The sequence below is a fragment of the Streptomyces vinaceus genome (assembly GCF_008704935.1).
GTDB classification, from domain to species: Bacteria; Actinomycetota; Actinomycetes; order Streptomycetales; family Streptomycetaceae; genus Streptomyces; species Streptomyces vinaceus.
The window spans coordinates 7615171-7638760 of record NZ_CP023692.1; the positions used below are offsets into that span (position 1 = coordinate 7615171).

At 69.5% G+C, this 23590-nt stretch carries 28 protein-coding genes and 9 pseudogenes; 24 read left to right on the forward strand and 13 right to left on the reverse strand.

The annotated features are described in order from the left end of the window. The first annotated feature begins 64 nt into the window (after positions 1-64). Positions 65-331 (forward strand): hypothetical protein, encoded by a 267-nt coding sequence (locus tag CP980_RS34560; protein WP_132760903.1) that lies wholly within the window; start codon positions 65-67, stop codon positions 329-331. Positions 332-489: 158 nt separating this feature from the next. Here the strand turns inward: CP980_RS34560 and CP980_RS36250 are convergent. Further along, a pseudogene (locus CP980_RS36250) lies at positions 490-615 on the reverse strand (AraC family transcriptional regulator); the annotation flags it as partial. A 23-nt stretch (positions 616-638) separates the two neighbouring features. On the opposite strand from CP980_RS36250, the gene CP980_RS36255 reads away from it, so the two are divergent. Further along, a complete protein-coding gene (locus tag CP980_RS36255; RefSeq protein ID WP_150530011.1) occupies positions 639-1073 on the forward strand; it encodes a phosphopantetheine-binding protein in 435 nt (144 codons plus the stop codon). Positions 1074-1095: 22 nt separating this feature from the next. Here the strand turns inward: CP980_RS36255 and CP980_RS36825 are convergent. Then, positions 1096-1695, reverse strand: a pseudogene (locus CP980_RS36825) (thioesterase domain-containing protein); the annotation flags it as partial. 49 nt (positions 1696-1744) lie between these two features. After that, positions 1745-2391, reverse strand: a pseudogene (locus CP980_RS34580) (endonuclease). A gap of 319 nt (positions 2392-2710) precedes the next feature. Here CP980_RS34580 and CP980_RS34585 point away from each other — a divergent pair. Next, positions 2711-3146, forward strand: a pseudogene (locus CP980_RS34585) (alcohol dehydrogenase catalytic domain-containing protein); the annotation flags it as partial. A gap of 330 nt (positions 3147-3476) precedes the next feature. Beyond that, positions 3477-3608, forward strand: a complete 132-nt coding sequence (locus tag CP980_RS36620; RefSeq protein ID WP_341874217.1) for a DUF6766 family protein — start codon at positions 3477-3479, stop codon at positions 3606-3608. Positions 3609-3660: 52 nt separating this feature from the next. Here CP980_RS36620 and CP980_RS34595 read toward each other — a convergent pair whose 3' ends face one another. Beyond that, positions 3661-3855 carry a hypothetical protein gene (locus tag CP980_RS34595; protein ID WP_150530013.1) on the reverse strand — a complete coding sequence of 65 codons (195 nt, stop codon included), beginning with the start codon at positions 3853-3855 and terminating at the stop codon, positions 3661-3663. Between the two features lie 365 nt (positions 3856-4220). Between CP980_RS34595 and CP980_RS34600 the strand changes: the two genes are divergently transcribed. The 8 genes from CP980_RS34600 to CP980_RS34630 all read left to right on the forward strand — a co-directional run bounded on the left by CP980_RS34600 (position 4221) and on the right by CP980_RS34630 (position 8192). Beyond that, on the forward strand, positions 4221-4622 hold the full coding sequence (locus tag CP980_RS34600) for a hypothetical protein (protein WP_150530014.1): 402 nt from the start codon (positions 4221-4223) through the stop codon (positions 4620-4622). After that, positions 4619-5665 carry an NAD-dependent epimerase/dehydratase family protein gene (locus CP980_RS34605; RefSeq protein WP_150530015.1) on the forward strand — a complete coding sequence of 349 codons (1047 nt, stop codon included), beginning with the start codon at positions 4619-4621 and terminating at the stop codon, positions 5663-5665. Before CP980_RS34600 ends, CP980_RS34605 begins: the two co-directional genes overlap by 4 nt. Next, positions 5662-6303 carry a hypothetical protein gene (locus tag CP980_RS34610; protein WP_189998887.1) on the forward strand — a complete coding sequence of 214 codons (642 nt, stop codon included), beginning with the start codon at positions 5662-5664 and terminating at the stop codon, positions 6301-6303. The genes CP980_RS34605 and CP980_RS34610 overlap by 4 nt, the downstream gene beginning before the upstream one ends. After that, the gene (locus CP980_RS34615; RefSeq protein ID WP_099895077.1) at positions 6251-6511 is read left to right on the forward strand and encodes a hypothetical protein; all 261 of its coding nucleotides are present in this window, start codon (positions 6251-6253) and stop codon (positions 6509-6511) included. Before CP980_RS34610 ends, CP980_RS34615 begins: the two co-directional genes overlap by 53 nt. Then, complete coding sequence (locus tag CP980_RS34620; RefSeq protein ID WP_150530016.1) at positions 6508-7287, forward strand: metallophosphoesterase family protein; 780 nt, start codon at positions 6508-6510, stop codon at positions 7285-7287. Before CP980_RS34615 ends, CP980_RS34620 begins: the two co-directional genes overlap by 4 nt. 5 nt (positions 7288-7292) lie before the next feature. Next, positions 7293-7463: a hypothetical protein gene (locus tag CP980_RS35400; protein ID WP_167535932.1), complete on the forward strand. Its 171-nt coding sequence runs from the start codon at positions 7293-7295 to the stop codon at positions 7461-7463. Positions 7464-7644: 181 nt separating this feature from the next. After that, positions 7645-7932, forward strand: a complete 288-nt coding sequence (locus CP980_RS34625) for a hypothetical protein (protein ID WP_099895080.1) — start codon at positions 7645-7647, stop codon at positions 7930-7932. Next, positions 7929-8192, forward strand: coding sequence for a hypothetical protein (locus CP980_RS34630; protein ID WP_099895081.1), 264 nt, complete (start codon positions 7929-7931; stop codon positions 8190-8192). Before CP980_RS34625 ends, CP980_RS34630 begins: the two co-directional genes overlap by 4 nt. A gap of 471 nt (positions 8193-8663) precedes the next feature. On the opposite strand, the gene CP980_RS34640 is transcribed toward CP980_RS34630, so the two are convergent. After that, the gene (locus CP980_RS34640; RefSeq protein ID WP_150530017.1) at positions 8664-9119 is read right to left on the reverse strand and encodes a hypothetical protein; all 456 of its coding nucleotides are present in this window, start codon (positions 9117-9119) and stop codon (positions 8664-8666) included. Between the two features lie 230 nt (positions 9120-9349). Continuing rightward, positions 9350-9608 (reverse strand): annotated as a pseudogene (locus CP980_RS34645) (transposase family protein); the annotation flags it as partial. Between the two features lie 575 nt (positions 9609-10183). Between CP980_RS34645 and CP980_RS34650 the strand changes: the two are divergent. From CP980_RS34650 to CP980_RS34665, 4 genes and pseudogenes are all read left to right on the forward strand, one after another. After that, on the forward strand, positions 10184-10483 hold the full coding sequence (locus CP980_RS34650; protein WP_132760909.1) for a hypothetical protein: 300 nt from the start codon (positions 10184-10186) through the stop codon (positions 10481-10483). Positions 10484-10510: 27 nt separating this feature from the next. Further along, a complete protein-coding gene (locus CP980_RS34655) occupies positions 10511-10780 on the forward strand; it encodes a hypothetical protein (RefSeq protein WP_150530018.1) in 270 nt (89 codons plus the stop codon). Positions 10781-10854: 74 nt separating this feature from the next. Next, positions 10855-11333 (forward strand): annotated as a pseudogene (locus CP980_RS34660) (transposase); the annotation flags it as partial. A 431-nt stretch (positions 11334-11764) separates the two neighbouring features. Beyond that, positions 11765-12298 carry a DUF7822 domain-containing protein gene (locus CP980_RS34665; protein WP_150530019.1) on the forward strand — a complete coding sequence of 178 codons (534 nt, stop codon included), beginning with the start codon at positions 11765-11767 and terminating at the stop codon, positions 12296-12298. 226 nt (positions 12299-12524) lie between these two features. Here the strand turns inward: CP980_RS34665 and CP980_RS34670 are convergent, their stop codons facing one another. Continuing rightward, entirely contained in the window at positions 12525-13484 is a 960-nt protein-coding gene (locus CP980_RS34670) for a hypothetical protein (RefSeq protein WP_229907137.1), read from the reverse strand. Between the two features lie 38 nt (positions 13485-13522). On the opposite strand from CP980_RS34670, the gene CP980_RS35405 reads away from it, so the two are divergent. The 6 genes and pseudogenes from CP980_RS35405 (at position 13523) to CP980_RS34710 (ending at position 19207) form a co-directional block, all read left to right on the forward strand. Further along, positions 13523-13732 (forward strand): hypothetical protein, encoded by a 210-nt coding sequence (locus tag CP980_RS35405; RefSeq protein WP_167535749.1) that lies wholly within the window; start codon positions 13523-13525, stop codon positions 13730-13732. A gap of 582 nt (positions 13733-14314) precedes the next feature. Continuing rightward, on the forward strand, positions 14315-14524 hold the full coding sequence (locus CP980_RS34685; RefSeq protein WP_150530020.1) for a hypothetical protein: 210 nt from the start codon (positions 14315-14317) through the stop codon (positions 14522-14524). Then, positions 14511-15901, forward strand: a pseudogene (locus tag CP980_RS34690) (amidase). Before CP980_RS34685 ends, CP980_RS34690 begins: the two are co-directional and overlap by 14 nt. A gap of 175 nt (positions 15902-16076) precedes the next feature. Continuing rightward, positions 16077-16627: pseudogene (locus CP980_RS34695) on the forward strand (TetR/AcrR family transcriptional regulator). A 1264-nt stretch (positions 16628-17891) separates the two neighbouring features. Then, complete coding sequence (locus tag CP980_RS34705; RefSeq protein WP_308439389.1) at positions 17892-18557, forward strand: hypothetical protein; 666 nt, start codon at positions 17892-17894, stop codon at positions 18555-18557. Further along, complete coding sequence (locus CP980_RS34710) at positions 18554-19207, forward strand: hypothetical protein (protein ID WP_150530021.1); 654 nt, start codon at positions 18554-18556, stop codon at positions 19205-19207. Before CP980_RS34705 ends, CP980_RS34710 begins: the two co-directional genes overlap by 4 nt. A 76-nt stretch (positions 19208-19283) precedes the next feature. Here the strand turns inward: CP980_RS34710 and CP980_RS34715 are convergent, their stop codons facing one another. After that, the gene (locus tag CP980_RS34715) at positions 19284-19415 is read right to left on the reverse strand and encodes a hypothetical protein (protein ID WP_373312919.1); all 132 of its coding nucleotides are present in this window, start codon (positions 19413-19415) and stop codon (positions 19284-19286) included. A 4-nt stretch (positions 19416-19419) separates the two neighbouring features. Here CP980_RS34715 and CP980_RS36270 point away from each other — a divergent pair. Then, positions 19420-19756 (forward strand): annotated as a pseudogene (locus CP980_RS36270) (transposase); the annotation flags it as partial. Positions 19757-19860: 104 nt separating this feature from the next. On the opposite strand, the gene CP980_RS34725 reads toward CP980_RS36270, so the two are convergent. The 3 genes from CP980_RS34725 to CP980_RS34735 are packed head-to-tail and all read right to left on the reverse strand — an operon-like array spanning position 19861 to position 21136. Next, complete coding sequence (locus CP980_RS34725; protein ID WP_150530022.1) at positions 19861-20211, reverse strand: hypothetical protein; 351 nt, start codon at positions 20209-20211, stop codon at positions 19861-19863. Continuing rightward, the gene (locus CP980_RS34730) at positions 20208-20645 is read right to left on the reverse strand and encodes a hypothetical protein (protein ID WP_150530023.1); all 438 of its coding nucleotides are present in this window, start codon (positions 20643-20645) and stop codon (positions 20208-20210) included. Before CP980_RS34730 ends, CP980_RS34725 begins: the two co-directional genes overlap by 4 nt. A 38-nt stretch (positions 20646-20683) precedes the next feature. Continuing rightward, positions 20684-21136 (reverse strand): hypothetical protein, encoded by a 453-nt coding sequence (locus CP980_RS34735; protein ID WP_150530024.1) that lies wholly within the window; start codon positions 21134-21136, stop codon positions 20684-20686. 434 nt (positions 21137-21570) lie between these two features. Here CP980_RS34735 and CP980_RS34745 point away from each other — a divergent pair, with 434 nt between their 5' ends. Continuing rightward, positions 21571-21765 (forward strand): hypothetical protein, encoded by a 195-nt coding sequence (locus CP980_RS34745; protein WP_150530025.1) that lies wholly within the window; start codon positions 21571-21573, stop codon positions 21763-21765. A gap of 255 nt (positions 21766-22020) precedes the next feature. On the opposite strand, the gene CP980_RS36275 is transcribed toward CP980_RS34745, so the two are convergent. Then, positions 22021-22656, reverse strand: coding sequence for a Fic family protein (locus CP980_RS36275; protein ID WP_229907138.1), 636 nt, complete (start codon positions 22654-22656; stop codon positions 22021-22023). After that, the gene (locus tag CP980_RS34755) at positions 22646-23380 is read right to left on the reverse strand and encodes a hypothetical protein (protein WP_150530026.1); all 735 of its coding nucleotides are present in this window, start codon (positions 23378-23380) and stop codon (positions 22646-22648) included. The genes CP980_RS36275 and CP980_RS34755 overlap by 11 nt, the downstream gene beginning before the upstream one ends. Positions 23381-23590: the final 210 nt, after the last annotated feature.

The window sequence follows — 23590 nt, forward strand, 5'->3', positions numbered from 1 at the left end:
GTAAGACCTGGTCACATGTTAAGGATATGAGCGGAAAGTTCCACTAAACAGGAGGTATGTGATGATGCGTACGACTCTTCACCGCGTGGCGACCGTGGTGGGCGGCGTGGCGATGCTGGCCGCCGTCGGCGCCGGCGCGGCCACCGCCGACGGCGTGGGCAACTCGGGCATCGGCAACCACGGCGTCGGAAACGCCGGCGTCTTGAACGACGGCGTCGGAAACGCGGGCATCGCCAACTGGGGGTTGGGCAACGCGGGCATCGCGAACACGGGCATCGGCAGCCACGGCATCGGCAACTCCGGCGTCGGAACCTCCGGCATCGGCAACTGACCCGACACCGGGCCCCGCATGACCGAGTGACACGGCGCGCCCGGATGACAGCCGGGCGCGTCCACCTGCCCCACCTCGCCGAGAGGGGTACCTCCCTGCTGACGTTGATGGCGAAGAAGCGATGAGCGGCACGTGGGTGCCGGCAGGGGGCCCGGCCGTCAGTTCACCCTCGGCCCGAAGCGGCGCTTGTACGCCGATGGTGTGATGCCGGTCTCGCGGCGCATGAGCATGCGCAGATTGGCGGCGGTACCAAGCCCGCTGCCTCGAGACACCACCTCGAAGCGTCGCGCGGCGGCTGCCCGGCTGCATGATCCGCGGCGCGTTCGTCACCCTGCCCGCCTTCCCGCTGACCGCCAACGGCAAGACCGACCGGCGCCGGCTGCCCGCCCCCGGCTCGGCCGGCCGCACCCCCACCGCCGGCTACGAGGCACCCCGCGGGCCGGTCGAGACCGCGCTCACCGAGGTCTTCGCCCAGGTCCTCGGGCACGAACGGGTCGGCGCCCCGGACAACTGGTTCGCCCTCGGCGGGGACTCCATCCGCTCCCTCCAGGTGCTCGCCCGGATCCGCGAACGAGGCCTCGACCTCACCGTCGCCGACCTCATGAGCTCCTCGACGGCCCGCGCCTCGCCCCGCACGTCACCTCCCGGGACCGGACCGGGCCAGCAGGTCCGGATCGCCCGGCCCGGCAGCCGTGCCGGACCGGTTGCCGGGAGCCGCGCCCGGCGCGGCCGCGTCGATTAGACCGAGGAAAGGCCACCTCCTCGCCGGCGGCCTCCAGCCGGGCGGCCATCTCGTAGGCCATCGTCCCGCCCAACGACCAGCGGGCCAACAGGTACGGGCCGTGCGGCTGCTCCTCGCGTAGGGCGGCCAGGTAGCGCTCGGCCATCTCGGGCACCGTTTCCAGAGGCCGCTGGCCGGTGTCGTAGCCCACCGACTCCAGACCGAGGATCCGCCGGTCGCCCCCGGGACTGGCGGACAGGTCCCGCACCAGGTCCCGGTAGCAGACGACATCGCCGCCCCGCGGGTGGACGAGGACCAGCGGTGGCCTGGACGGGTCACCGTCGGCCAACGGCACCAGCAGCCTGGCCGCGGCCGCCCCCGCCTCCGGCAGCGCCTCGCACAACAGCTCCACGGTGCGTCGGCGGAACACCGGGTTCAGCGGCAGCTCCACCCCGAACTCCCGGCGCACGGCCGCCATCAGGGCGAACGCCTTGAGCGAGTGGCCGCCGAGCGCGAAGAAGTCGTCACGCACCCCGATGGCGAGGTCAGTGAGGCGGTCGCAGGGGAAGCCGCAGTGGCGTACTCGCTGTCCCGCCTCGGACTGTCGCGCCTCGGATCCGGGGGCCCGGCCTCGTCCTGACACCTCTGCATCCTCCTCGCCCCGGAGATCCTGTGGGAATGCGTCCGCGGTGTCAGCCGGACCTCAGGAGGTCGTCGACAGCGTTCTTCGACAGTCCCACCCTGACCAGGGCCGCCGCCAGCTTCGGCAGGGACGCGGCGTCCACCAGGTGCTCAAGGCCCCGGGCGTGGTCGGGAGGCCGAGTTCGGACGCGGCCTCCCGCGCACGGTCGTCGAACGACGGGCAGAGCTCCGGCCAGAGGGCTTGCGCCTCACGGCAGAAGATGTCCGCGCCCACCGGACCGATCCGAGGAACCTCCTGGAGCAGTTCGCGGATCCGGGCGGGATCGCCGTCAGCCCGGTCGCGGAGCCGGCGAAGGTCCCCGCGGTAGCGCTCGACGACGAGTTCCGCTCCGGAGCCCAGAGCGGTGGCCGTGCTCTCGTCGTAGCGGCGGTAATGGGCGCGGCCGAGCGCGTCCACCCGGTCCTGCCAGGAGGACTCCGCCATTGCACGGGGTGTGCGCCAACCGGCTCCGAACAGCTCGCGCGCGGCGGCCACGGCGATGTCGGCCTTGATGCGCACGGAGAAGAGCACGCAGAGAACGAGCAGCTGGTAGAGGGGCGCGGGTGTGTTCCGCAATGTGATGCCGGCTTCCTCGGCATGGGTGCGCCCGTACCGGTCCATCAGCTTTCCCACCGTCGTACGTTGTCGCGACGTCATGGTGTCTGGCTCCCTTCGTTCCGGCCCGATGCGGTGGGAGGTCGCGGACTCTCCGCAGTCCGCGGGGCCGCGGCGAGTCCCGCACTTCGGGCGGCGGGCCCTCCTCGTGAGGCGGCTACCCGGCTGCGCCGCCGTCACCCGCACCGCCGTCCGCCTCACGGGCTGGGGGAGCGGAACGGGACGGCGCGGGGTGGTTGGGGGCATCCCGGGAGGGGGCGGGCGCACAGACGGAGTCCGCCACCTGCCCGTGATCGACGGATCCGGCCGAGAGGCCGGCACGCGAACGCGAGCGTCCCGAGCACGTCATCGAGGAGGCGTGATGAAAGCTGTGACCTGGCAGGGCCGCCGCGGATAGAGGTGGCAACCTCCGCACCCGCGGATCGTCACCCCACCGACGCCGTCATCGAGGTGAGGACAACGGGTTTGTGCGGATCGGACCTGCATCTCTACGAGGTCCTGGGACCCTGCCTGGACGCCGGGGACATCCTCGGGCACGAGCCGATGGGAGTCGTCTCCGAGGTCGGCCCCGAGGTCCGTAACCTGAAGGAGGGCGACCGAGGTCGTCGTCCCGTTCAACGTGTCCTGCGGAACCTGCTTCGTTATGTGAGCGGGGCCTGCACTCGCAGTGCGAGACGACCCAGGTCCACGAGCACGGCAGCGGCGCGAGCCTCTTCGGCTACACCAAGCTCTACGGGCAGGTACCCGGTGGACAGGCCCAGTACCTCCGCGTCCCCTTCGCCGACACCCTCCCGATCAATCGGCGGCTGCGGTCGCTTGATCGGCCTGCTAGACCCCCTGCAGCACGGTCGACAGCAGGGCGGTACGCGGTGGCGAGCAGCTCGGTCGCAGCCTCATCGCGGCTGCCGGTACGTCGCGTAGGCCGGCGGCCCACCGGGCCGTGCAGGGGTCGACCTGATTGCTCAGCGCGTCGACCCCGACCGCGGGCCGGGCGATGTACGCGGGGTCGGTCCAGCCGTGCCGGATGATCCCGGTACCGCTGCCTACAACGACCAGCTGCTCCGCCAGCTCGAGGACCCCATCGGCTGGGCCGGCTACGTGGTCACCCCGACTTCTGGAACCGGACCCTGCAGAACTGGCAGTCCGACCTCCTCGCCGTCGCCGCGATGGCCGTCCTGTGCATCTACCTCCGCCAACGCGGCTCCCCTCAATCCAAGCCGGTCGGAGCCGCCCACACCACCACGGGCATCGAGGGCTGATGCCGAGCCGTCCGGCTGTCGGAGCGGCTCTTCCAGATCGCTCTCGGCAGCATCAGTCCTTGGACGGCTTCTGCCCGGCCACACGCTTCTGGGTCGCGGTGTTCGGCGACAGTGCGTCGCCGGCCTCTCCATCACCTTCACCCGGCTCCAGAGCCTCCTCGGCTTCCCGTCGCGCCTCCGGGTCCCCGCTTTCACCGGGAGCCTTCGAAGGCGGGGTCGTCGCCCCGTTTCGCCGCTGCTCGCTCATGTCGCGCTCCTCACCCTCCGTATCCCTGTGCCGCGAGACCAGCAAGTGGCGGCACCTTCTGTGTGCCCGGCCGTCTGCCCCCCGACGGGACTCCTACGCCTGGCCACCTCGCTCCGGGCCGCTGCACCCGCCCGGCCGCCGGACAAACGCGCCGCCGAAGCCCGGGGGCGGCCGGGCCCGGCGGCGGGGTTTGTGCCCGATGAGCGGGGGCACGCGCTCATCGGGCGGGTCCGCGGACTTTGCAGCCCGGTGAGGGACCTGTCGACGTGAGCGGCGCCATGTGTGCGGCGCGAGGCCGGGCGAGGCCCCCGCGCGGCGCGCGGGTCCGTGCAGGCAGCCGAAGCACCCGAGTGATCGGAGTGGCCATGAACACCCGACTCCCCAGCACGGAACCCCGTACGCAGCCCTCAACCGAGCAGCAGCGCCTTTCGGCGATCTATCTCAACGACCATCTGGCAGGCGCCGGCAGTGGTGTCTCCCTCATCCCCCGCATGGCCAGGGCCCATCGGAACAGGCCCGCGGCGCGAACGCCGGCCGTACTCGCTGCGGAGATCGCCGAGGACCGTGAGAGCCCGCGCGAACTCATGACCGCTCTGGGCGTGACCGAGCAGTGGCCCAGGGTGGCGGTGGGGCGGCTGGCGCAGAAGGCGGGCTTGCGGGTGCGGGCTGCGCGGCGGACGTTCACGACCACCACGACCGTGGGCGCCCTCGGCAGTTCGGCGCGGTCACGCCGCAGCTTGCAGGAAAGGGCCGGGTGGGCGTCATGAGGGTCGTCGTGACCGGTGCCACGGGTAGTGCCGGCACCAGCGTGGTGAGGGCTCTGGCCGCCGACCGGATGGTCACGGACGTGCTCGGGGTCGCCCGCCGGCTGCCCGACGTGCGCATCCCGGGCGTGCGCTGGGCGGAGGCGGACATCGACCCCGGCCGGGCCGGGCTGGTGGACCTGTTCGCGGGCGCGGACGCCGTCGTCCACCTCGCCTGGAAGTTCCAGCCCACCCACGACCCGGTTGCCACCTGGCGGACCAACGTGCTCGGAAGCATCCGCGTGTTCGAAGCCTGCGCCGAGGCCGGGGTGAGCGTACTGGTCCACGCCTCGTCGGTCGGCGCGTACTCGCCGGGCCCCGCGGACGGGCGCCCGGTTGACGAGTCCTGGCCCACCCACGGCTGGCCGGGAGCCGCGTACACACGCGAGAAGGCCTACCTGGAGCGCTATCTCGACGGGTTCCAGCTCGCCCATCCCGACATACGTGTGGTGCGGATGCGACCGGCGTTCCTCTTCAAGGAGGAGTCGGCGAGCGAGCAGCGGCGGATCTTCGCCGGCCCGCTCCTGCCGTGGCGCCTCATCCGGCCTGGCCTGCTGCCCGCGCTGCCCGCCGTCTCCGGCCTGCGCTTCCAGGCCCTGCACACCGACGACGCCGCCGAAGCCTACCGGGCAGCCGTCGTACAGCCGGTCCGCGGACCGTTCAACCTGGTGGCCGACCCCGTCCTGGACACCGCAGCCATCGCCGCGATCCTGAACACCCGCACGGTGCCGCTCCCCGCGGCCGCCGCCCGCGCGGCGCTCGCGGCAGCCTGGCGCATGCACCTCGTCCCCGCTGCCCCCGGCCTGCTGGACGCCGTCCTGCGACTGCCCCTGCTCGATGCGGGCCGGGCCCGCGACGAACTGGACTGGGTGCCGTCGTCCACCGCCACCCAGGCCGTCGCGGCGTTCTTCGAAGGCCTTCACCAGGGACTCGGCGCCGACACCCCGCCGTTGGCCGGAGCCGGGGCGGGCGCCGGCCGGGACTCTTCTGCCGGCGGTGCGCCGTGAGCGCAACCGACGCCCTCCCTCGGGACCATACGCAGGCCATCCTGGAGTCCACCAAACGCGTGGGCGCACTCCTGAAGGAAGCGGGAGTTCAGTTCGCGCTCGCAGGAAGCGTCGCTGCCTTCGCGCACGGCCTGCCCGCACGATTCCGGCACGACACGGACTTCTGCCTCTGCCGGGAGGATGCGCCGGCCGCCGTGGCGGCGCTGCGTGCCGGCGGCATCACCATCATCGACGCCCCGGAAGACTGGCTGATCAAGGGTCGGGACGGTGACGAGGACATCGACCTCATCCTGGACCTCGCCGGCCGACCGGTGGACCGGGAACTCCTCCAGCGCGCGGACGTGCGGGCCGTCGACTCCGTACGCATGCCGGTACTGGCCCCGACCGATCTCATGGACAGCCGCCTGACCGCACTGTGCGAGCACTACTGCGACTTCGCCGACCTGCTCCCCATGGCCCGCATGCTCCGAGAGCGCATCGACTGGGCGCTCCTCGACCGGCACCACCGTGACCAGCCCCTGCCCGACGCCTTTCTCTACCTCCTCGAACGCCTGGAGGTGATCGAGCCCCGGAAGGAGGCCGGACATGGCCACGCTCGACCCCACGCCGTCCGAGTACCGGGCCCAGCACCTGCGTGACCTGCTCGCCCAGGAGGACATCGCCGAACTCGGGGTCCGCGTCGAACTGCGCGGCCAGGCGGTCATGGTCTGGGGAGCGGTCTCCAGCCCGGGTTGCCGCGAGACGGTCCTGCGCATGGCCGCGGAAGCCCTCGACCCGCTGGTGTGGCACCACGACCTGACCGTCGTCAGCGCCCGCCCGCCCGACCGCGGGGAGGACCTGAGGTGATCCGCGTGGCAGCGGTGGGGGACATCCACCTGGGTCCGGGCAGTGAGGGTTCGCTGCGGCCGGCCCTCGCAGGTCTCGGTGACCACGCCGACCTGCTGCTCCTTGCCGGTGACCTCACCCGTCACGGCACTCCCGAGGAGGCCGCCGTGGTTGCCGGCGAGGTCGCGGGCCTGCCCGTGCCGGTCGTCGCCGTACTCGGAAACCACGACCACCACGCGGGTCGGCCGCAGGAGGTCACCGGCGTCCTCACGGAGGCCGGGGTCACCGTCCTGGAAGGCGGAACCGTCGTCTTCGACATCCACGGCACCGTGGTGGGAGTGGCAGGGGCCAAAGGGTTCGGCGGCGGATACGCCGGCCGGTGCGGCAGCGAGTTCGGGGAACCCGAGATGAAGGCCTTCATGCGCCACTCGCGAACGTGTGCGGACGGACTGCGCCGCGCGCTCACTGACCTCGCGGAGGCCGACATCGCTGTGAGGATCGCGCTGACCCACTACTCGCCGGTCACGGACACCTTGGCCGGTGAGCCCCCCGAAATCCACCCGTTCCTCGGCAGTTACCTCCTTGCCGAGGCCATCGACGAGATCGGTGCGGACCTCGCCGTCCACGGGCACGCCCATCTGGGCACCGAACACGGCATCACGGCCGGCGGTGTCCTGGTCCGCAATGTGGCGATGCCCGTCATCGACCGTGCCTACGCCGTCTACCAGCTCTCTCCCCGCCCCGACGAGGCTGCGGGGAGCCTTGTAGCACCCGAAGTGCGAGGAGGCGCTCAATGAGGGGTATGGAGCACAAGCGTCAGAAGCCCGGCATAGGACGGGAGGAACAGGTCCGGGAGTATCCGGACCCCGACCGGGAACCCCCTGAGTCCGGCAGGCCTTCCCCGGGCAGGGCTGCCGAGGAGGCACGGCGGCTGAAGGAGGCCGAGGCCCACGAGCACGACGACGGGCAGTGACTGCCTCAGCCGTACGACCACGGCCGTCATTCCGTTCAGCCGCCGTACGCCCGTACGCCCGTACGCCCGTACGCCCGCACGACGCTCGCCGCGCCCTCAACCTGCTGGACGGCGCTGCGGCGTACCGCTGCTCCATCGCGGGGCGAGCCGGTACGGTGGTACCGACGGAAGGAGTTCGACCTTGAGCGCCATAACGGAGCACGGCCACGAGCCCGGCGTCCCGCGCACCGCGAACGCGATCGCAGCCGCCCTCGCCCCCGGGCGCAAGGGCGTGTTCCTGGAAGAACTGCTCGCCGCCCAGGCCGGCGACGACCAGCTCGCGGTGATGGAGCGCTGGCACCTGCGCGCGACCGCCGACTCCACCCGAACCGACGCGGACCGCATCGAGGTTGCCGCCCTGCGCGCGGGCAGCCGCTCCGGCGTCCGCGACCTCGATCACGCTCTGGCGGCTCTGGCGCACAACCGGTGAGGCACGGTCTGACCGATCAGGCCGCCGCCGTCCTCGGGGCCATGGCCGACAAGGCGCCCGAGGTGTTCGCGGCGGTGGTTCGGGCCCTGCCCGTGATCACGGCCGCGCACGAGGGCGGACGGCTCCCGGAGGGAGCCAGCCCCGCCGACTCATGGGGCGACCTCTACGACCTGCCAGTGCCTGGCATCCCGGTACTCGTGGAGTTCTTCACGGGCGATCCCGAATCTCTGACCATCACCCGCATCACGTGGATGGCTTAGCCGGGAACCGGACGTGGCATGGCTAGGTCAATGGAGAGGGCATCGGGCCGCTGCGCGCGGACGGTCTCCAGGGCCTCGGCGCTGACCGTGACTTCCGTCGTCGTGTCGGCGAGGCGCCGCAGGGGCACGCCCGGAGTTGCTGCCGGTCCTGCATACCGCGCGGGACAGGATGGTCGTCACCTGGCTTTCCGATACGAGCCTGCGGGTCGGGGGTCTGACGGGGCTGCACCTGGTCGACCTACATCTGCGGGAGAACGCGGCCTGGGGAGAGTGCCGGAGTCCGCATCTGCACGTCTGTCACCGGTGGGCCAAGGTCGGCGAACAGGGGCCCGCCCCGGTGCGTTCGCATCCTGGCGGGGGCGGGGGCGGGGGCGGGGGCGGGGGCGGGGGAGGAGCGGCGAGGCCTCCACCTGTTTTGGTAGGGGGTCTCGTCCCGTAGCGGCGCGGGCGGGGTCGCTGCCCTTCGCGGGCTCAACTGCTCTTGCCCATCGCGACCGTGAAGCTGACCTTGTTACCGTTGTGGTAATCGGTGCTGTCCCACACCGAGATGTGCGACCTGTCCTGCATCCGCAGTTGCAGCACCTCATCGGCGTCTCTCCAGTTGTATCCGACGAACTGGAAGTTCGGCTCCGGACTGTCTCCCATTCGCCTGTTTCCCCAGCTGCAGATATGTGACGAGTCGTTCTCGCAGACGGACCAGGCCCTGGCGTACAGGTGGCAGTCCTCTCCCTGCCATACGTCGATACGCTTCAGCCTCGCGTCGGACGAGCGCCACGTTCCGTTGAACCGGTTGGCGGAGCACGAGGCGGCTGCTTCTTTCGCCGAGGTGACGGTGAGTACCACCGAGAGGGAGAGCGTCAGGGCGGCAGTCAAGAGCACGGCCATGATATGGCGTAGCGGAATGCGGGCAGAAGAGACCTGTGTCATCGTGAACCTCCGATAGTGGGTCGCAGCGCGGGGCATCCCGTCGTCACACGACGCGTCGTCCCCCTACTTCAGCTGAATGTCACCCATTCAGGCCCGGATCATTTGACCCTTTACCCCTTGCCCATTCCAGGGCAGCACTCCGCAAGCCTGATCGCAAGTCGGCAGGATTTTACATTTGCGCACTGTTCAGCGATGAATGCGATCCAAAGTTGATCGGTCAATGAACTTCTTCAGCCTTGACGCTCCAGGGTGAGGGTGGTTTTGGCGATTGACGTCATGCGTTCGGACTGCTCCGGACCTGCGGAAAATCCGCCAGAATTTCAAGCGGGCGACGCCGCGTTCGACCGGTGCCCGTGCCGCGGCCAGGGCCCGGTTGACGGCCTTCTCGGTAGGGGTGAGTTCCTGCAGAGGCCTGCGTTTGATGCCCGTGGTCAGCCATGCGTCACCGCCCTGGTAGGTGAGATCGGCCAGGATGGGAAGGGGTGGACGCCGGCGACCGCATCTTCCGCAAGGGCGCCTGACCGCAGGTGCCGGGTCGGCGGGCGTGCCTTAAGGCGGCACTCGATCGGGGTGGAGACAAGGACCGAATCAGGCCTTGTCTTAGTGACGGATCGTCAGTCATGTGTGTTCGTAATGGTCGTGTGACCACGAGCCGTTTCCGTTGCCACATGGAAGTGGTGCGCGGAGTGGTTGTCGCTGTCATGGCGCGGTACACCACCAGGGTCTCCACTGCCACGGAAACGGTGCTTCTTAGCCACGGGAGCGACATCGATCCCATCACTTGGTCAGTGGCCTGGCTGAAAGAGCTCACTCATCGATATAGGCCGGGTAATCGTTTTTGCGGTGAAGCGATGTCCGCCACCTGGGCTAGTTTCGGCCTGGCGCTCGGTTCGTCTGTGACTCGGAGTTGGTACAACCGTGAGCGTAGCTGAAAACCCTTCCTTACGGGCTGTCCACAGCTGCCCGGTATTGCCGAGACCTGTACCGGAACCTGTCTGCTGCTATCGGCTAGCAAGTCTGGAGCCTGGTTGCGCGGGCATACACCCAAGAGAGAAGGAAAATTAATGGCGTCCGTGCAGATGTTCAACGCATTCATTTTCAATACGATCACGATCCCTGCTGGCGGGGCCCAGGGCTATTGGGTGGGGCCGAGCCCGGCACTGGGCTCCGGAACCGTCACAGTCACGGCGCACAGCCAGCCTGGATTCGTAACCGGGGACATGATCCTGGGTGTAGAACTCCTCAAGACACGATGGCCGGGGGCGGGGGGAGGACAGAATCCGTTCATCGACATCACGGTGCGGAATCACGGCACAAATAGCTGCCCCTTCGTTCGCCTGATGGTGAGCACCGTACAACCGTAGATCGCTTCAGTGAGGGAGTGAAGACAGATGAAGGCACTCGCCGTTCATGACGCGGGGGGCAACATTTTGCACCTCGTGCTGTCGCCGGAAGATGGTCCGGCCTTCGGTGTGGAATCGCGCGCCGGACAATATATGCACACCGTGGAGATTTCAGATATCTCCCTCGATATGCCGGATCGCGAGATCTACCAGCGGCTGAACGAGGTCGCCACTAACTTCCGGGTCGAAGTGGCGGAACCGGTTGACGTGTCACCCGCGGCGCAACTCGTCACGAAAAACAGCTCGACAGAATCGTGACGTCCAGGCCGACTGCGCAGCCTCGTAGGACACCGCAGTTCCTGACGTCTTCGAAAATCCCTGCCGCAAGCCAGGGCATCGACGCGGGCAAGAAGATCGCGGGCCGTAAACGGAGCATCGTCACCGACACCCTCGGGCTTCTCCTCGCGGTGCTGGCCACCGCGGCCAGCGTCCAGGACTCCGTCGCCGGCACCCGGCTCATCGACCAGGTCGCCGCCGAATACCCCACCGTTCGGAAGGTGTGGGTCGACGGCGGCTACCGCCGGCATCTCGTCGAGCATGCCGCCGCCCTCGGCATCGACATGGCAATCACCGCCCGCAAACCCGGGACCAGGGGTTTCACCCCGACCCCGAAACGCTGGGCAGTAGAGCGGACTACGGCTGGCTCATGCTCCACCGCCGCCTGGCCCGCGAGTACGAAACCCTGACCACCCGCTCCGAAGCCCTGGTCAACCTGGCGATGACCGACCTCATGACCCGCCGGATCACCGGCGAGAGCACCATCTCCTGGCGCGACCTAAAAATGACCACCAACCATCACATCCCGGGATGAAACAGCGGGATAAAACGCCTTCTAAAGGGCACAGAGCCGATGGTGGCACCGGCTGCGGCGCAGGAACGCCGCAGCCGGTGGCGGTTGATGAGGCGGCGACACACTGAAGGGCCGCTCACCCAACGGCTCCACGGCGAGCCGGAGAAGACCGTCCAGCGGAGCGCCGACGCGGCGGGGGAGAGAGACCGAACTTCTCGGAGTCGTCGGCCCGGTAGACCACCGCGTTGTCGACGGGAGTGAACGGTCGGGTTTCCAGGGCCTCGATCACGAGCGCCAGGGTCTCGCCGTCCTGCCGCCACGCCACGACCGTCCGCGGCGGCTTGTCGTAGTGCTTCTCCGCGGACGTTCCCGAAGTCTCGCCGCTCCAGCGGACCGTGGTGTCGAAACTGCGGCACCGGGGGTTGTCAGTTCCCGGTGTTAGCGTCGCCATCATGGCAAACCGTTCTTATCTGTACGCCGCGGACTCGATGCCGAACGAGGCGGGGATCCCCCAGCGGATCCGATGCATATCCGAGCACAACTGGGACATCCCGCTCGCGCACAAGCTCCTGGCGGGGCGCGGGACGACCGTCGTCCCGTCCCTGATCTGGAACCCTCTGGTCGGCATTGCCGCGGACTACGTTGGCGGGGCGGCCTTGTTGCGCGACCTCCTGGCCGCGGTCGGCAAGGGCCTGGAGGACGACGCCGAGTTCGCCGAATGCGTCGCCAGGACCACCGCCCACCTGGAGAAGCAGCAGGCGAAGTACTTCGTCCTCGAGACCGGGGAGATCGTCTCGATGTCGGGCGACGATCCGGCTGCGAGCGTGCGGCAGCTGGCGTCCGCGGACCTCCCCGAGGCCGTCGCCCAGGCCGAGGCGGCGATCGCCGGCCAGAACGACGAGTGGCTGGCCTCGGTCCGAGCCGACTGGCAGAGCCACTTCGCCTCCTTCTACAGCGATGCGCTCTACTTCTCCTTCCCGGACTGACAGCGCCTACGGCGCGGCGGCTGGTCGTCCCCGCGGGCGGGGCCGGGCCGCCGCGCCGCAGGCGTGGATGCGTACCGCCCGTAACAGGGCACCGGGCGCACGGCGGTTCGGAGCGCCAGGTCCACCGGGCCGCGAGCGGGTCAGTGCCGGCCGCTGTGCCCCAGCCGCACCCCCTGGACAGTTGCAGATGGGGATGTGCATGACCGCCGGGGTGGCTCGGCAGCGATCATCGGCCGAGGCGCCCACGTAGGCGCGTCAGCGCATCGACGTCGACATCGGCGCTGCCAGCCCGCGGTGTCCAGCCGCTGGTCCGTTTCACCCCACCTGATCGAGGATGCGAACGCCGCGGTCGCCGCCCGCCGCGCAGGAAGCGGTCGGGGTGCCGACCGCGAGCGGCCCGGAGCGGGCGGCTCGGCGGCGCCGTGTCACCCGAGTCCTCCACCAGCTCCGCGACGAACGCCAGCAGCGCCTCCACCCGGTGCCGGTCCTCCCGCTGGCCGCGCAGGGCGCGTTCGAGCTCCCTAAGTACGGTCAGGGCCTGCGGGTTGCGGTCCCTCACCCCGTCGAACAGCGACGTGGTGACCAGGTCGAGGCAGCGGCTGAACAGGAGCCGGGTGGCCGGAGCGGGCCCAGTCGGGTCCGGGGCCGCGAAACTGCTGGTCAGGTAGCGCACGGGGTCAGTGAGGCTCCAGCCGACGACGGCGCCGTGCTGGACGAGGAGCGCCACGTCGGGCGCGATGCCGATGCGGGCCTCCAGCGGCTCGTCCAGTACGTCGAGGTCGCGCAGGCAGGTCAGTACGCCGTCGCCCGGTCCGCGGCACAGGTCCGAGGTCACCTCCAGGCGGAAGTCGCGCACCTCGTCCGCGCGCAGCCCGCCCGGGTGCACAGGCGGCAGGTCGGGAAGGCGGGCGGTGTCCTCGGCGTCCGCTGCCTCGGCGGGCACCCGGAACTCCGCGCCGACCAGGTGCCGGCTCACCGGATCGAAGCGGAACTCGTCGGGCGTGTCCCACAGCCAGTCCTGACTGCCGAAGGTGGTGAGCTGGAACCGCTGGCGTTCCTCCACGTCCGCGTACGCCGCGACGCGCACTCGGAAGTCCCGGAAGACGAAACCCGGTGCGATCTCCAGCGGTTCATCCGTAACGGTCGCGGTCCAGTCGCCGTCGATGGTGAGCCTGGTGAGTCTCATGGGGTACCCCGCCTCATCGGATCTGTACGGCCGGAGCCATGGAGCCGTTCTTGGCCGGAATCCTGCCCTCCACGATGTCGGAGTGGGTCATCGGGCTGCCCGGGTCGGTGGGCAGGCCGCCCGTCGCCCTCGCCCCGGAATCGCCCAGGACGGCGGACGAGGAGCGGCCACCGGCGCGGCATCCAGCGCCGCGGGAGCGGCCCTCCTCGACCTTGACGATCCACTGCGGCCGGGCCGGTCCGCCCTGACCAACAGCATCACCCTGGCGGGCATGGCAGCCGGCCCTTGGCCTCCCCCTCGTGTCAGCTTCGCTCCTGCCTGCACGGGCACCGTGTACTTCCTGCTGGCGGTCCTCTTCACCCCCAGCACCATAGAGGCGGCCTGAAGCAGCAGGGCGCTCATCAGGACGGGGCGCCGCCCCAGGTGGTCGGAGAGCGCACCGATGGTGAGCAGGGCCAACAGCAGCTCAGGGAGTAGGCGCTGAAGACCAGGGTGATGGTGAGCGCGGAGAGAGCCCAGGCGTCCTGGTGGTGGAGGTAGAAGGGCGACGGCGCGCCGGATGCCGCGAGGAGCGCGCCCAGGATCGAGGTGTCCAGGACGAAGGACGCCGCGCGGTGGGCGGGCTGGGTGCGGGCTCGGGGGTGGCCGGATGGCGCAGGTGGGCGTGTGAACGGTGGACATGGGACCCCTAGGCCCTAAACGCAACGAGTTTGCTTTAAGTCACCGTGAGGCCCTACAGTCGGCTAACGCAAACATTTAGCTTTTGGGGCCAAGGGTGGGGTTGCCCCGCCCCTCCAGCCCCAGCCCCAGCCCCGAGCAGAGAGAAGTCCGTGTCCTCCGCTGAACTCACCCCGCCCGAGGCGGCCCGCTGGGCCGCCCGCGCCGGGCTCCCGCTACCTGCCGACCGGCACGCCGCGGTCGCGGCCACCGCCCACCACATCCACTCCGTCGTCGAGGTCCTGCGAGAGCTCGATTTCGGGGACACCCCGCCCGCCCCCGCCTACCGCGTGGAACAGGAGATGCACGATGCAGCCGTATGAAGTGCCCCTGAGCGCAGCCGCCGACGCGATCCGGGCCCGGCAGCTGTCCCCCGTCGAGCTGGCGGACTCCGTCCTGGAGCGCATCGAACAGGTGGAGCCGCACCTTCAGGCCTACGTCACCGTGACCGCCGAGCACGCCCGCCGGGCCGCGCGTGAAGCCGAGAACGACATCGCGGCCAGCCGCTACCGCGGCCCCTTGCACGGCATCCCGATGGGCCTCAAGGACCTGATCGACGTCGCCGGCATGGCTACGTCGGCCGGCTCCCGCGTCCGCGCCGACCACCGCGCGCAGGCGAGCAGCACTGTTGCCGCCCGCATGGCGGCGGCCGGAGCCATCCTGCTCGGCAAGACCCACACGCACGAGTTCGCCTACGGGCTGACCACGCCGCAGACGCACAACGCCTGGGACACGGGCCGGGTCGCCGGCGGCTCCAGCGGCGGATCCGCCGTCGCCGTCGCCGCGGGCGCCGCCACCTTCAGCCTGGGCACCGACACCGGCGGATCGATCCGGGTGCCCGCCGCGCTGAACGGGGTCGTCGGTCTCAAGCCGACCTACGGCCTCGTCCCCCGCCACGGTGTCACGTCCCTGTCCTGGTCCCTGGACCACGTCGGCCCTATCACCCGCACCGTCGAGGACGCGGCCCTGGCCCTGACCGCCCTGGCCGGACACGACCCGCGCGACCCCGCGTCCCTTGCCACGCCCGCCGTGGACTACCGGCCGGGCGCGGGAACGGACCTGACGGGGCTGCGCGTGGGCGTGCCGCGCACCTATTACTTCGACCACGTTGATGCGGAGGTGGAGGCTGCCGTACGGCGCGCCATCGAGCAGCTCCAGTCCCTCGGCGCGCGCCTCGTCGAGGTCGAGATCCCCATGACCCGCTACATTCAGGCTACCCAGTGGGGCCTGATGGTGCCCGAGGCAACCGCCTACCACGAGAGCACCCTGCACACGGTCGCCGAGCTCTACCAGACAGACGTCCGCATCCTCCTCGAGGCCGGCGCACTGATGCCCGCCGGGGACTACCTGCGTGCCCAGCGAGCCCGCACCCTCATGCGGCAGGAGTGGGCGCGCATGTTGCAGGAGGTCGACCTGATCGTCGCGCCCACCGTCCCGGCGACCGCGGTCAAGGCCGGCCAGGAGACCATCACCTGGGCCGACGGCACCGTCGAGGGCGTCTCCGACGCATACGTACGCCTCTCGTCCCCCGCCAACATCACCGGGGTGCCATCCCTGTCCGTCCCCGTCGGCCACGATGCGGCAGGCATGCCGATCGGCATGCAGCTCCTCGGACGACCGCTCGGGAGAGCCTGCTGCTGCGGGTAGGCCACGCCTACGAGCAGACACAGCCTGCCCGCGAGCTCGCGCGCGCAGCATGAACGATTGCGCGGGCCCCGTCTGGTCGGCCCGGTCTGATCACTCCGGCCGGGCCGAAAGCGCCGTTCGGCTGCGATCGGCCAGGTGCCGCAAGGTGAAGACCGTCATACGGAGGTGCGGTAAGTGACTCGCTAGACGCAATGATTTTGCTTTAAGATGGGTTCTATGAGCAGGCAGATGGTGCGCCCTGGGGGGCGCAGCGCCCGCGTTCAGGCATCGGTCCACACCGCCGTACGCGAACTCGCGTCGGAAGTGGGCCGGGACGCACTGACCGTACCGCTGGTCGCCCAGCGTGCGGGCGTGACGCCGTCGACGATCTACCGCCGCTGGGGGACCTGCAGGAGCTGTTGTCGGACGTAGCGGTCGAGCGTCTGCGGCCCGACACCGCACCCAACGACCACGGTGCCATGTCGTCCGACCTGACGGCCTGGGCCGAGCAGTTCCTCGACGAGATGGCCTCACCCGCCGGCCGGGCCTATGTTCGCGACGCACTGCTCGGCGACCCGGACGGCAGTAACGCCGGCCAGTGCTCGGCCTACGCCGCCGACCAGATCAGCCTCATCCTCACCCGAGCAGCTGAACGTGGTGAGAAGACGCCCGAAGTCGAGGCGGTCATCGACCGCGTCGTCGCGCCGATGATGTACCGCATCCTCTTCCGCCCGGACGGACTCGACGCCGCGTATGCGTGCCGCCTCGTCGCAGAGTTCCTCGGCCAGACCGGCCCATGACCGTGTGATCGCACAGGCGTGCCCCGCAGGCAGAGCCTGCGTTGCCCAGCCTCGGAGGCCGGCAGGACCTCGCCGGGTCCCGGTCCGCTTCTCGAGCACGCCGAGGCAAGTCACCAGCCGATGACGCGTTTGCCGGAATGCCTCGAACAGGACGCGCCGTCTGTGCCCCGGATGCTGTCGATCACGTGGGAGCCGTGGTGCTGTGCGGCGGCGGCATGAGACTGGCCGGCATCCGCGTCCAGGAGCCATCGCCCGTGCCGGACACACACACCCGCTGCCGACGCGTCACGTACCGCACGACTCGCTCCACCCGCCATGTACGCCGGGTCGTGCACAGGCGGCAGCCGAACGCCCTCGTCCCGGTGCCCGCGGCGCCGATCCGCCATACCGCTACCGGAACTCCGGAAGGTAGCTTGGCGTCGTCCTGCTCCCAGGACGGCAACGCCCGCGCCAGCACGTCTCCTCTGACGCCGCACAGGCCTGCCAGGGGCCGTCGCCCGGCTGCGTTCAGCAGCACTTCGACGTCGGCCCGCGCGCCTCTGCCATCGTGCACAGGTTGGTAGTTGCTCCATACCACCGGCACCTCAACGCCTTCGCTCTCATCCCTAGCGGCTCGCGATGCGGCAGATCAGTGGCTTCGGGTTCTGGCACGTCGAACATCGCCGAGGACGACCTCCCGGACCCGAAGTTCGAAGACCACAAGATCCCCGAACCGCAGCCCCAGGGACTCGTCACCGACCACTCATGCCGGTGGTCCCCGCGCTCGTCGCGGCGCGTCCCGGATGGGCGGGCGTATGGCGCGGCCGCGCCTTGGCCTTCTGGGGCTTGGGTTTCACGGCGTGCTTCGGCGGGCGGCCCTGTGCCGGGGTGCCGGTCGGGCGTGCCGGGTCTCGTCGGATGCCTTGCGGGCCGGCCTACGGCGGGCGGGTGCGGGCGAGCGGTCGTCCTCGGGGGGCGGTGGGCGGCTGAGGCAGCCGGGAGAGGGGCAGTCCCGGCCCGGTGTCCGGCCGTGCGGGGCGAGGATTCGTCGACTGCTTGCGGTCCGCCGGAGCGGTGGCGAGGGAGAGCTTGGCGGGCGGGGTTGGGGCGGGGTGGACGGTGACGCATCGGCGGCCGAATGCGCCGGCCCGCTCCGGCCGATGCGCCTGTTCGGCGTCACCGCGCAGACCGCCATGCGCCACGCCAGCACTGCCTGACCGGAGCGCACCCCGAAACTGCCCAGGTAGCGGGCCCGCTCCGAGCCCAACGCGGTAGCCGAAAGCCCGTGGTGACGAAGCAGCGGGTCCGGCATCATCCCCTCGTGATTCTTATGCAACCCGTTCTGGAGATCTCCGCTTCCGACGACTGCGAGCTCTGGCCCGTCGGCGAACACGAGTCATATGGCTACCTCGTGCTGAACGGGGGGCTGACCCCGGCGGAGGTCGGCACGGCCGTTATGCAGATCGCCGACTGCAATGACTTCGAGCCGCAGGAGGAGCACGAATCGTGTCCGACCGACCCGCTCGGCGCCTTCCTACACGGGCTGCTCACCGTGCCTGACCCGTTCGCCGCCGGCGGCTTCCGGGCGCGTGACAACGCTACCGACACCGTCTTCGTCGAGCCGGGCTGCTGCAACGGACTGGAGACCTGGCGGGACTGGCTGGAGGTCCTCGACGGTACCGGTTGCGCATACTTCGGCCACGATCCATCCTCGGTGCCCGAACGCGTAAACGACGTTGTCCGCTTCACGTTCGATGCTCACGGGGTAGACGGCAGCCCGGTGATCGAGCTGCCGGTAGAACAGGTACGCAGGCTCGTCGCCGAAACCCAGCAGGATCTGCAGGACTTCCTCAGCCTTGCCGAACCCTGGGCAGAACACCACCTGCCAGCACATGCTGCTGCCGTCACTACCGCCCTCGCACGCGCACTGGACCTGGCACCCACACCATGACCAGCTTCCTGACCCACCGAGCGCACGTGCACGACGCCGGGCTCCCCCTCCACCGGCGGCACAGCGCGCTGCGCACTTGCCTCACCGTCTTTGCTCCTTATGGTCTGCGGGCGACGTACCACCACCTCACGCTCAGCGCCGCGATCCCCCGCCGGCTGGAGGCGGACCCGGACGCGCTGGTGCGGGCGGTGGAGGAACTACACGAAGCGCGAGTGCTGTGGCTCGTGCGGGCAAACGAGTACGCCGCGCAACGCCGGGCGGAGAAGCAGGCTGGGCGGCGGGCTGCACCGAACCCTCGGCCGTGGTGGCTGTGGAGCTGGTGGGAAAGCCCCGACCGTGCCTGGTACGAAGACCCGTTTCGCCACCCGTCGCTGCGCTTGTCGGAGTACGTCCGGCGGCAGAACGCGATTCTGGACGGAGCCGAGCCGTCCGGCTGCCCGGCTTGCGGGGATGAGGGACCGCGAGTGCTGAGCTCGACCGGGCACGGTTGGGTCGAGCTGTGCCGGGGGTGCGCATGGGTGCTGGCGCCATGTCCGTGCGGGCGGCGGCACCGGTTCGTGCCAGAGACTTCGTTCAAATGGAACGAGATCTGGCGGCGGGCGCACATGAACGATGACGGCACGCCGAACTCACATTGGCCTGCGGGCTAGCCGGTCTGATCGGCTCGGCGAACGCTCGGAAGATCAGATCCCGCCAGCTTCACCAGAACCTGTGCGCGGGATCGCCTTAAGAGGTCGTTTTATTGGTGAGGCAGCGGTGGCAGATGAGGGCTGCGGCTATGCCGACGAAGGCGCGGAAGTGTTCGGCCTTGCGCTCGTATCGGCGGTGGAGGCGACGGCAGCCGGCGAGCCAGGACACGGTCCGCTCGACGACCCAGCGGCGGCGTCCCGGAAAGTTCCATGCGGACAAGGGCTACGACTACGTCCACCTGCGACGATGGATACGCGGACGTGGCATCACCCACCCAATAGCGCCGCGGCATCGAATCCTCACAGCGGCTGGTCCGCCACCGCTGGACCATCGAACGCACCATGGCCTGGCTCGTCGGCCGCTGCCGTCTCCACCGCCGCTACGAACGCAAAGCCGACCACTTCCTTGAGATCCACCGCGCCCTTTACCGCCCCGTACATCCTGGCCTTGGGCTTCTGGATGCCACGCTCTCTTCTGGTTGCCCAAACGTGGCACCTGGATTGAGGTGAAGGAGGCTGGCATACCCCAGGTCGCAGTCGTGCACCGCGCCATCCTGATCAGCCGTGGCGATCTGCCGGGGTGACCACGACCGCGGCCCCCCCCGGGCCCACGGTCACAGCTGAGGCGTGAGGACCGTCAGGCGCAGCAGGGCGGTCAGGGCCAGGCCGGCAGGGATGGCGTACCACCAGCGGCGCAGCCATTCGGCCTTCACGAAGACCCATGTGAGCAGGGCCGCCGCGATGGAGAAGGCGAGTCCGAGGCCGGCCGCGAACTTGGTGTTGCTGACGGCCTGGCTGTCCCAGGGGCCGTCCGGCTCGACCATGTACGCGGTGAGCAGGACATAGCCCGTCACCACATGACCGACGACAAGGACGACGGCGCACACGGCCGTACCGACCCGGCTCGCCGTCCGCAGCGGGCGCCCGCGATGCACGTCGGCCGCCGGTCCCGCGCTCCCGCTCACCTCAAGGCCTCCTTTGCCTGGTCCACTTTCCGGTCGAAGCCACGACCATACGCCTGGGCGGCGTCGCTCTCGTAGTACGGGCCGCCGTTGTAGCGGGCGGCGATCTCCTGCATCTGGGCACGCGTCATCTGCTCCGGCGGCACGTCCGCGAAGCCGCTCTCGGCCTTGAGCTGCGCCAGGTACTCAGAGGCGATGAAGATGTTCTTCGCAGGGTCCTTGATCGCGGACACCACCTGGTCCCGCTGAAGGTCGGTGAGGTTGTGCGGCTCGTACCCGAGCACCTCGGCAGCGCGCCGGACCTGGATGGCCATGGGTCCCATCGAGGTCTGATCGGGGTCCTCGCTGCCCGGCAGGATCTCGCGGCCCTCGTAGGCTGCTTCGTCGAGCCAGCCGGGGTCGCCCTCCACTTCCTGCCAGGCAATGCCTGCGACCATCTCGGGCGGAAGTCCCGAGTCGCTTGCAGCTGCCTTGATCAGATCCTTGTTCGCCGAGATGTACTCGCGGCGGCCGTCGTCGGAGTTGGACCACAGCCAGTAGTTGTTGCCCTGCCCCTCCGGGAGTCCGTCGACCCGGCTCGCGATGCCATCAGCGCTTCGGAGACCACGACATCCGAACGCACCGTAGGTATCGAGTCAACCTTGGGGCCTGCGCCCGGCAACTGGACGTTCGGGTTGGCCCGTGCCTCCCGCGCTTCGCTCTGGAGCGGTCCGAGACCCCGGAGGAACTGCTCCGGGTCGGGAATCGTCCCCTTGAACTCCGGGATCTGCCTGTACGCCGCCCTGATGTCGGCGATGCAGGTCTCACGGGCCTCGGACTCGACGCGGAGGGCGTCGTCGAAGTGATTTTTGGTCTGGCTGTAGTAGCGCTCCGCCTCCTCCAGGATCGCGTCCACATCGACCGTCAGTTCGGCGAAGAAATCCAGCACGCCAGTGGTGCCGCGCAGATCTTCCCACTGCCGCAAGGGTTCCGCTGCTCGCGCTGTCGGAGTGATCGCTTGGGCTTCTCGGGACATGACCGAGGAGAGCCGCCTACCAGCGGGCCTTCGCCGAAATCGCCGCCGCCAGCCGCGGCCGACCCGCCGCCGAGATCATTCCGCTGCTGCGCCGCGCCGCCGACGAAGCGTTGCTCGGCTTCACGGACGCGGACCTACGCGAGCAGGCCCAGGCCATCAGCTCGGGCGAGCCATACGTCCTGCGCGTCACGGTGGCCTGACCCCGAACAGGTCGGGCCCCCAGCCCCTGCGGGGATCAGTTCTTTTACGAGCCCTGCCGCGAATACCCGTTCTCCATCTCGGACATCGCACGCCAAGCGGTGAGGCTCCTTGGCGACAACTGGCACGCCGAGTCCGGCAACTGAGGCGTGACCGGAGAGATCACGACCCGGGACGGCGCCCGTTTTATCGTGGGCGTCGACCACGAGGGAGACCTCTACGTCCATGCGGACAAGAACGCCGAGCCGACCTTCCTCCTGGAGTACTTCGACTGCACCAGCGCTTCGGACGGCCTGGAGGAGGTCACCAAGCGCGTGGTCGCGGTGATCCTCGACATTGCCTGACGCGCGTAACCGAGTCCAGCCCCGGGCGCCAGGGCGCGCCCGGACCCTACCCTTCGAGCCGGACGCGCTCCAGCGGATGGTCCTCGTCGCCGTCGCCCCCTGCATCGACCGCGTGCGTCCTCGCGCAGCAGATCGCCCGTGAGTAACATCAGCGCCGCATGTCGGCGTACACATGAACGTGCTCAGCCGGGTACGGATGTACGTGCTCACCTTCCGGTAGGACTGATCAGGAAAATCTGGAGGAAGGTTGCTGCCTCAGTGAGGGAACCTGGTGGCCCGTTGGTGGGTCGCGCGGATGAGGAGGAAGACCAGGGTGGCCAGGTCTGCTGCCCCGGCGTCGTCGTCCGCGTAGCGCGTGGTCTGCAAGGGGCCGACCTGGTCCAGTCGGACTCCTTCCCACTCCAGGACGTAGGCGAGGGTGAGCATGGCAAGGCGGGCGTTGCCATCCGGGAAGGGGTGAAAGAAGGCCACGTCGAGGTAGGCCCTGGCCGAACGGGAGGCCAGGGGGACTCGCGGATCGGCGCTATCGCGCAGACATTGCTCAAAGTCGCGTTGGGTGTGTGGTGTCAGGGCGTATCGTTCCCGGCCGTCCTTGGCGAAGGCGTCGCCTCGTCGGAACCGGACCTCAGGCATGCCAAGGACCAGCTGCTGCCAGCCGCTCAGAAGGGTGCAGGTGAGAGGGCGCCTGTGGGAAGCGTCTGTGCGCGACTGAGCCAGCGCCGCGAGCAGTCGGCGGCCTCGATCGGGGTCCGAGGAACGACTTCCTTCCCCGCACCAGGTGGTGAGGCCGTCCACGATGGGCTCGACCGGGGCCGGCACCTCACCGGCCGCGGAAGTCCAGTCGATCTGGTTTCTCACCTGGACCCAGGCGGCCAGGGCGTCAGCGCTCACGGTAGGGCTGCACTCCGGTCAGATCTACGGCGAGATCCTCTCCCACTGCGTCGATCAGGGTCCGCGACGGCACGGTCCAGCTCTTGAACCGTCCACCGATCGCGGTGTCGACGGCGTTCTTCGCGTCTTCCGCCCCCATGCCCGTGGACGAGAGGAACCACGTCAGCACCGTGTGGCAGAGGCCGTACCAGCCGCATTCGGCACCAGTGCGATCCATGACCACGGTCACGAGTCGGGTGGCCGCCCGTTCCAGGTGCCAGCTGTGGTCCTCGGCATTCGCTCCGGCGAGCGGAGCCAACTGCTCGAACCGCTCCGACAGCTCCTCCAGCCAGTCGCGCCACTCCAGCAGCGACGCGACGACTTTGGCGGCCGTTGCTGCGGGCCTACCTATGGAGTGGGAGTTGCAGCACCAGTGGGTGACGACACCGCCACCACCGCCCTCGCCGACCGCCCAATGCCATCCGCAGGCCCACCGGCCGTATCGGGCGGCCAGGAGCGCCGTGACCTCGGTGGTGAAGCGATGTTTGTCTTCCCACCCGGCATCGTCAGAAGGCACCATCGAGGCGATCACCGTGGTGATCTCGGATGCCTCCGCTTCGTCCCAGGTGAAGGCGATGAGATCGGGATCGGCGGCAGACCACGGCAGCCAGGCCGGAGCAAGCTCGTAGTTGATAGCCGTGGTGTTCCTCCAGAACCGGGCGTGATAGGACAACTCGGCGATCATGCCAAAAGCTCGTAGCCGCGTCACGCGACTTTCTGACACGCCCGTCTACCGCCAGGGCACACGGGGCGACACTCCCTGGACGTCTGCTCCGCCGATAAAGCACTCGACGGAGCACGTTCGCTTGTACGTGGCTGAGCACTCTGAGAAGTACGCCGACACCGCGGCGCTGTCCGACTACTTCGACGGATGGGCACGGCCAGCGGGCGGACG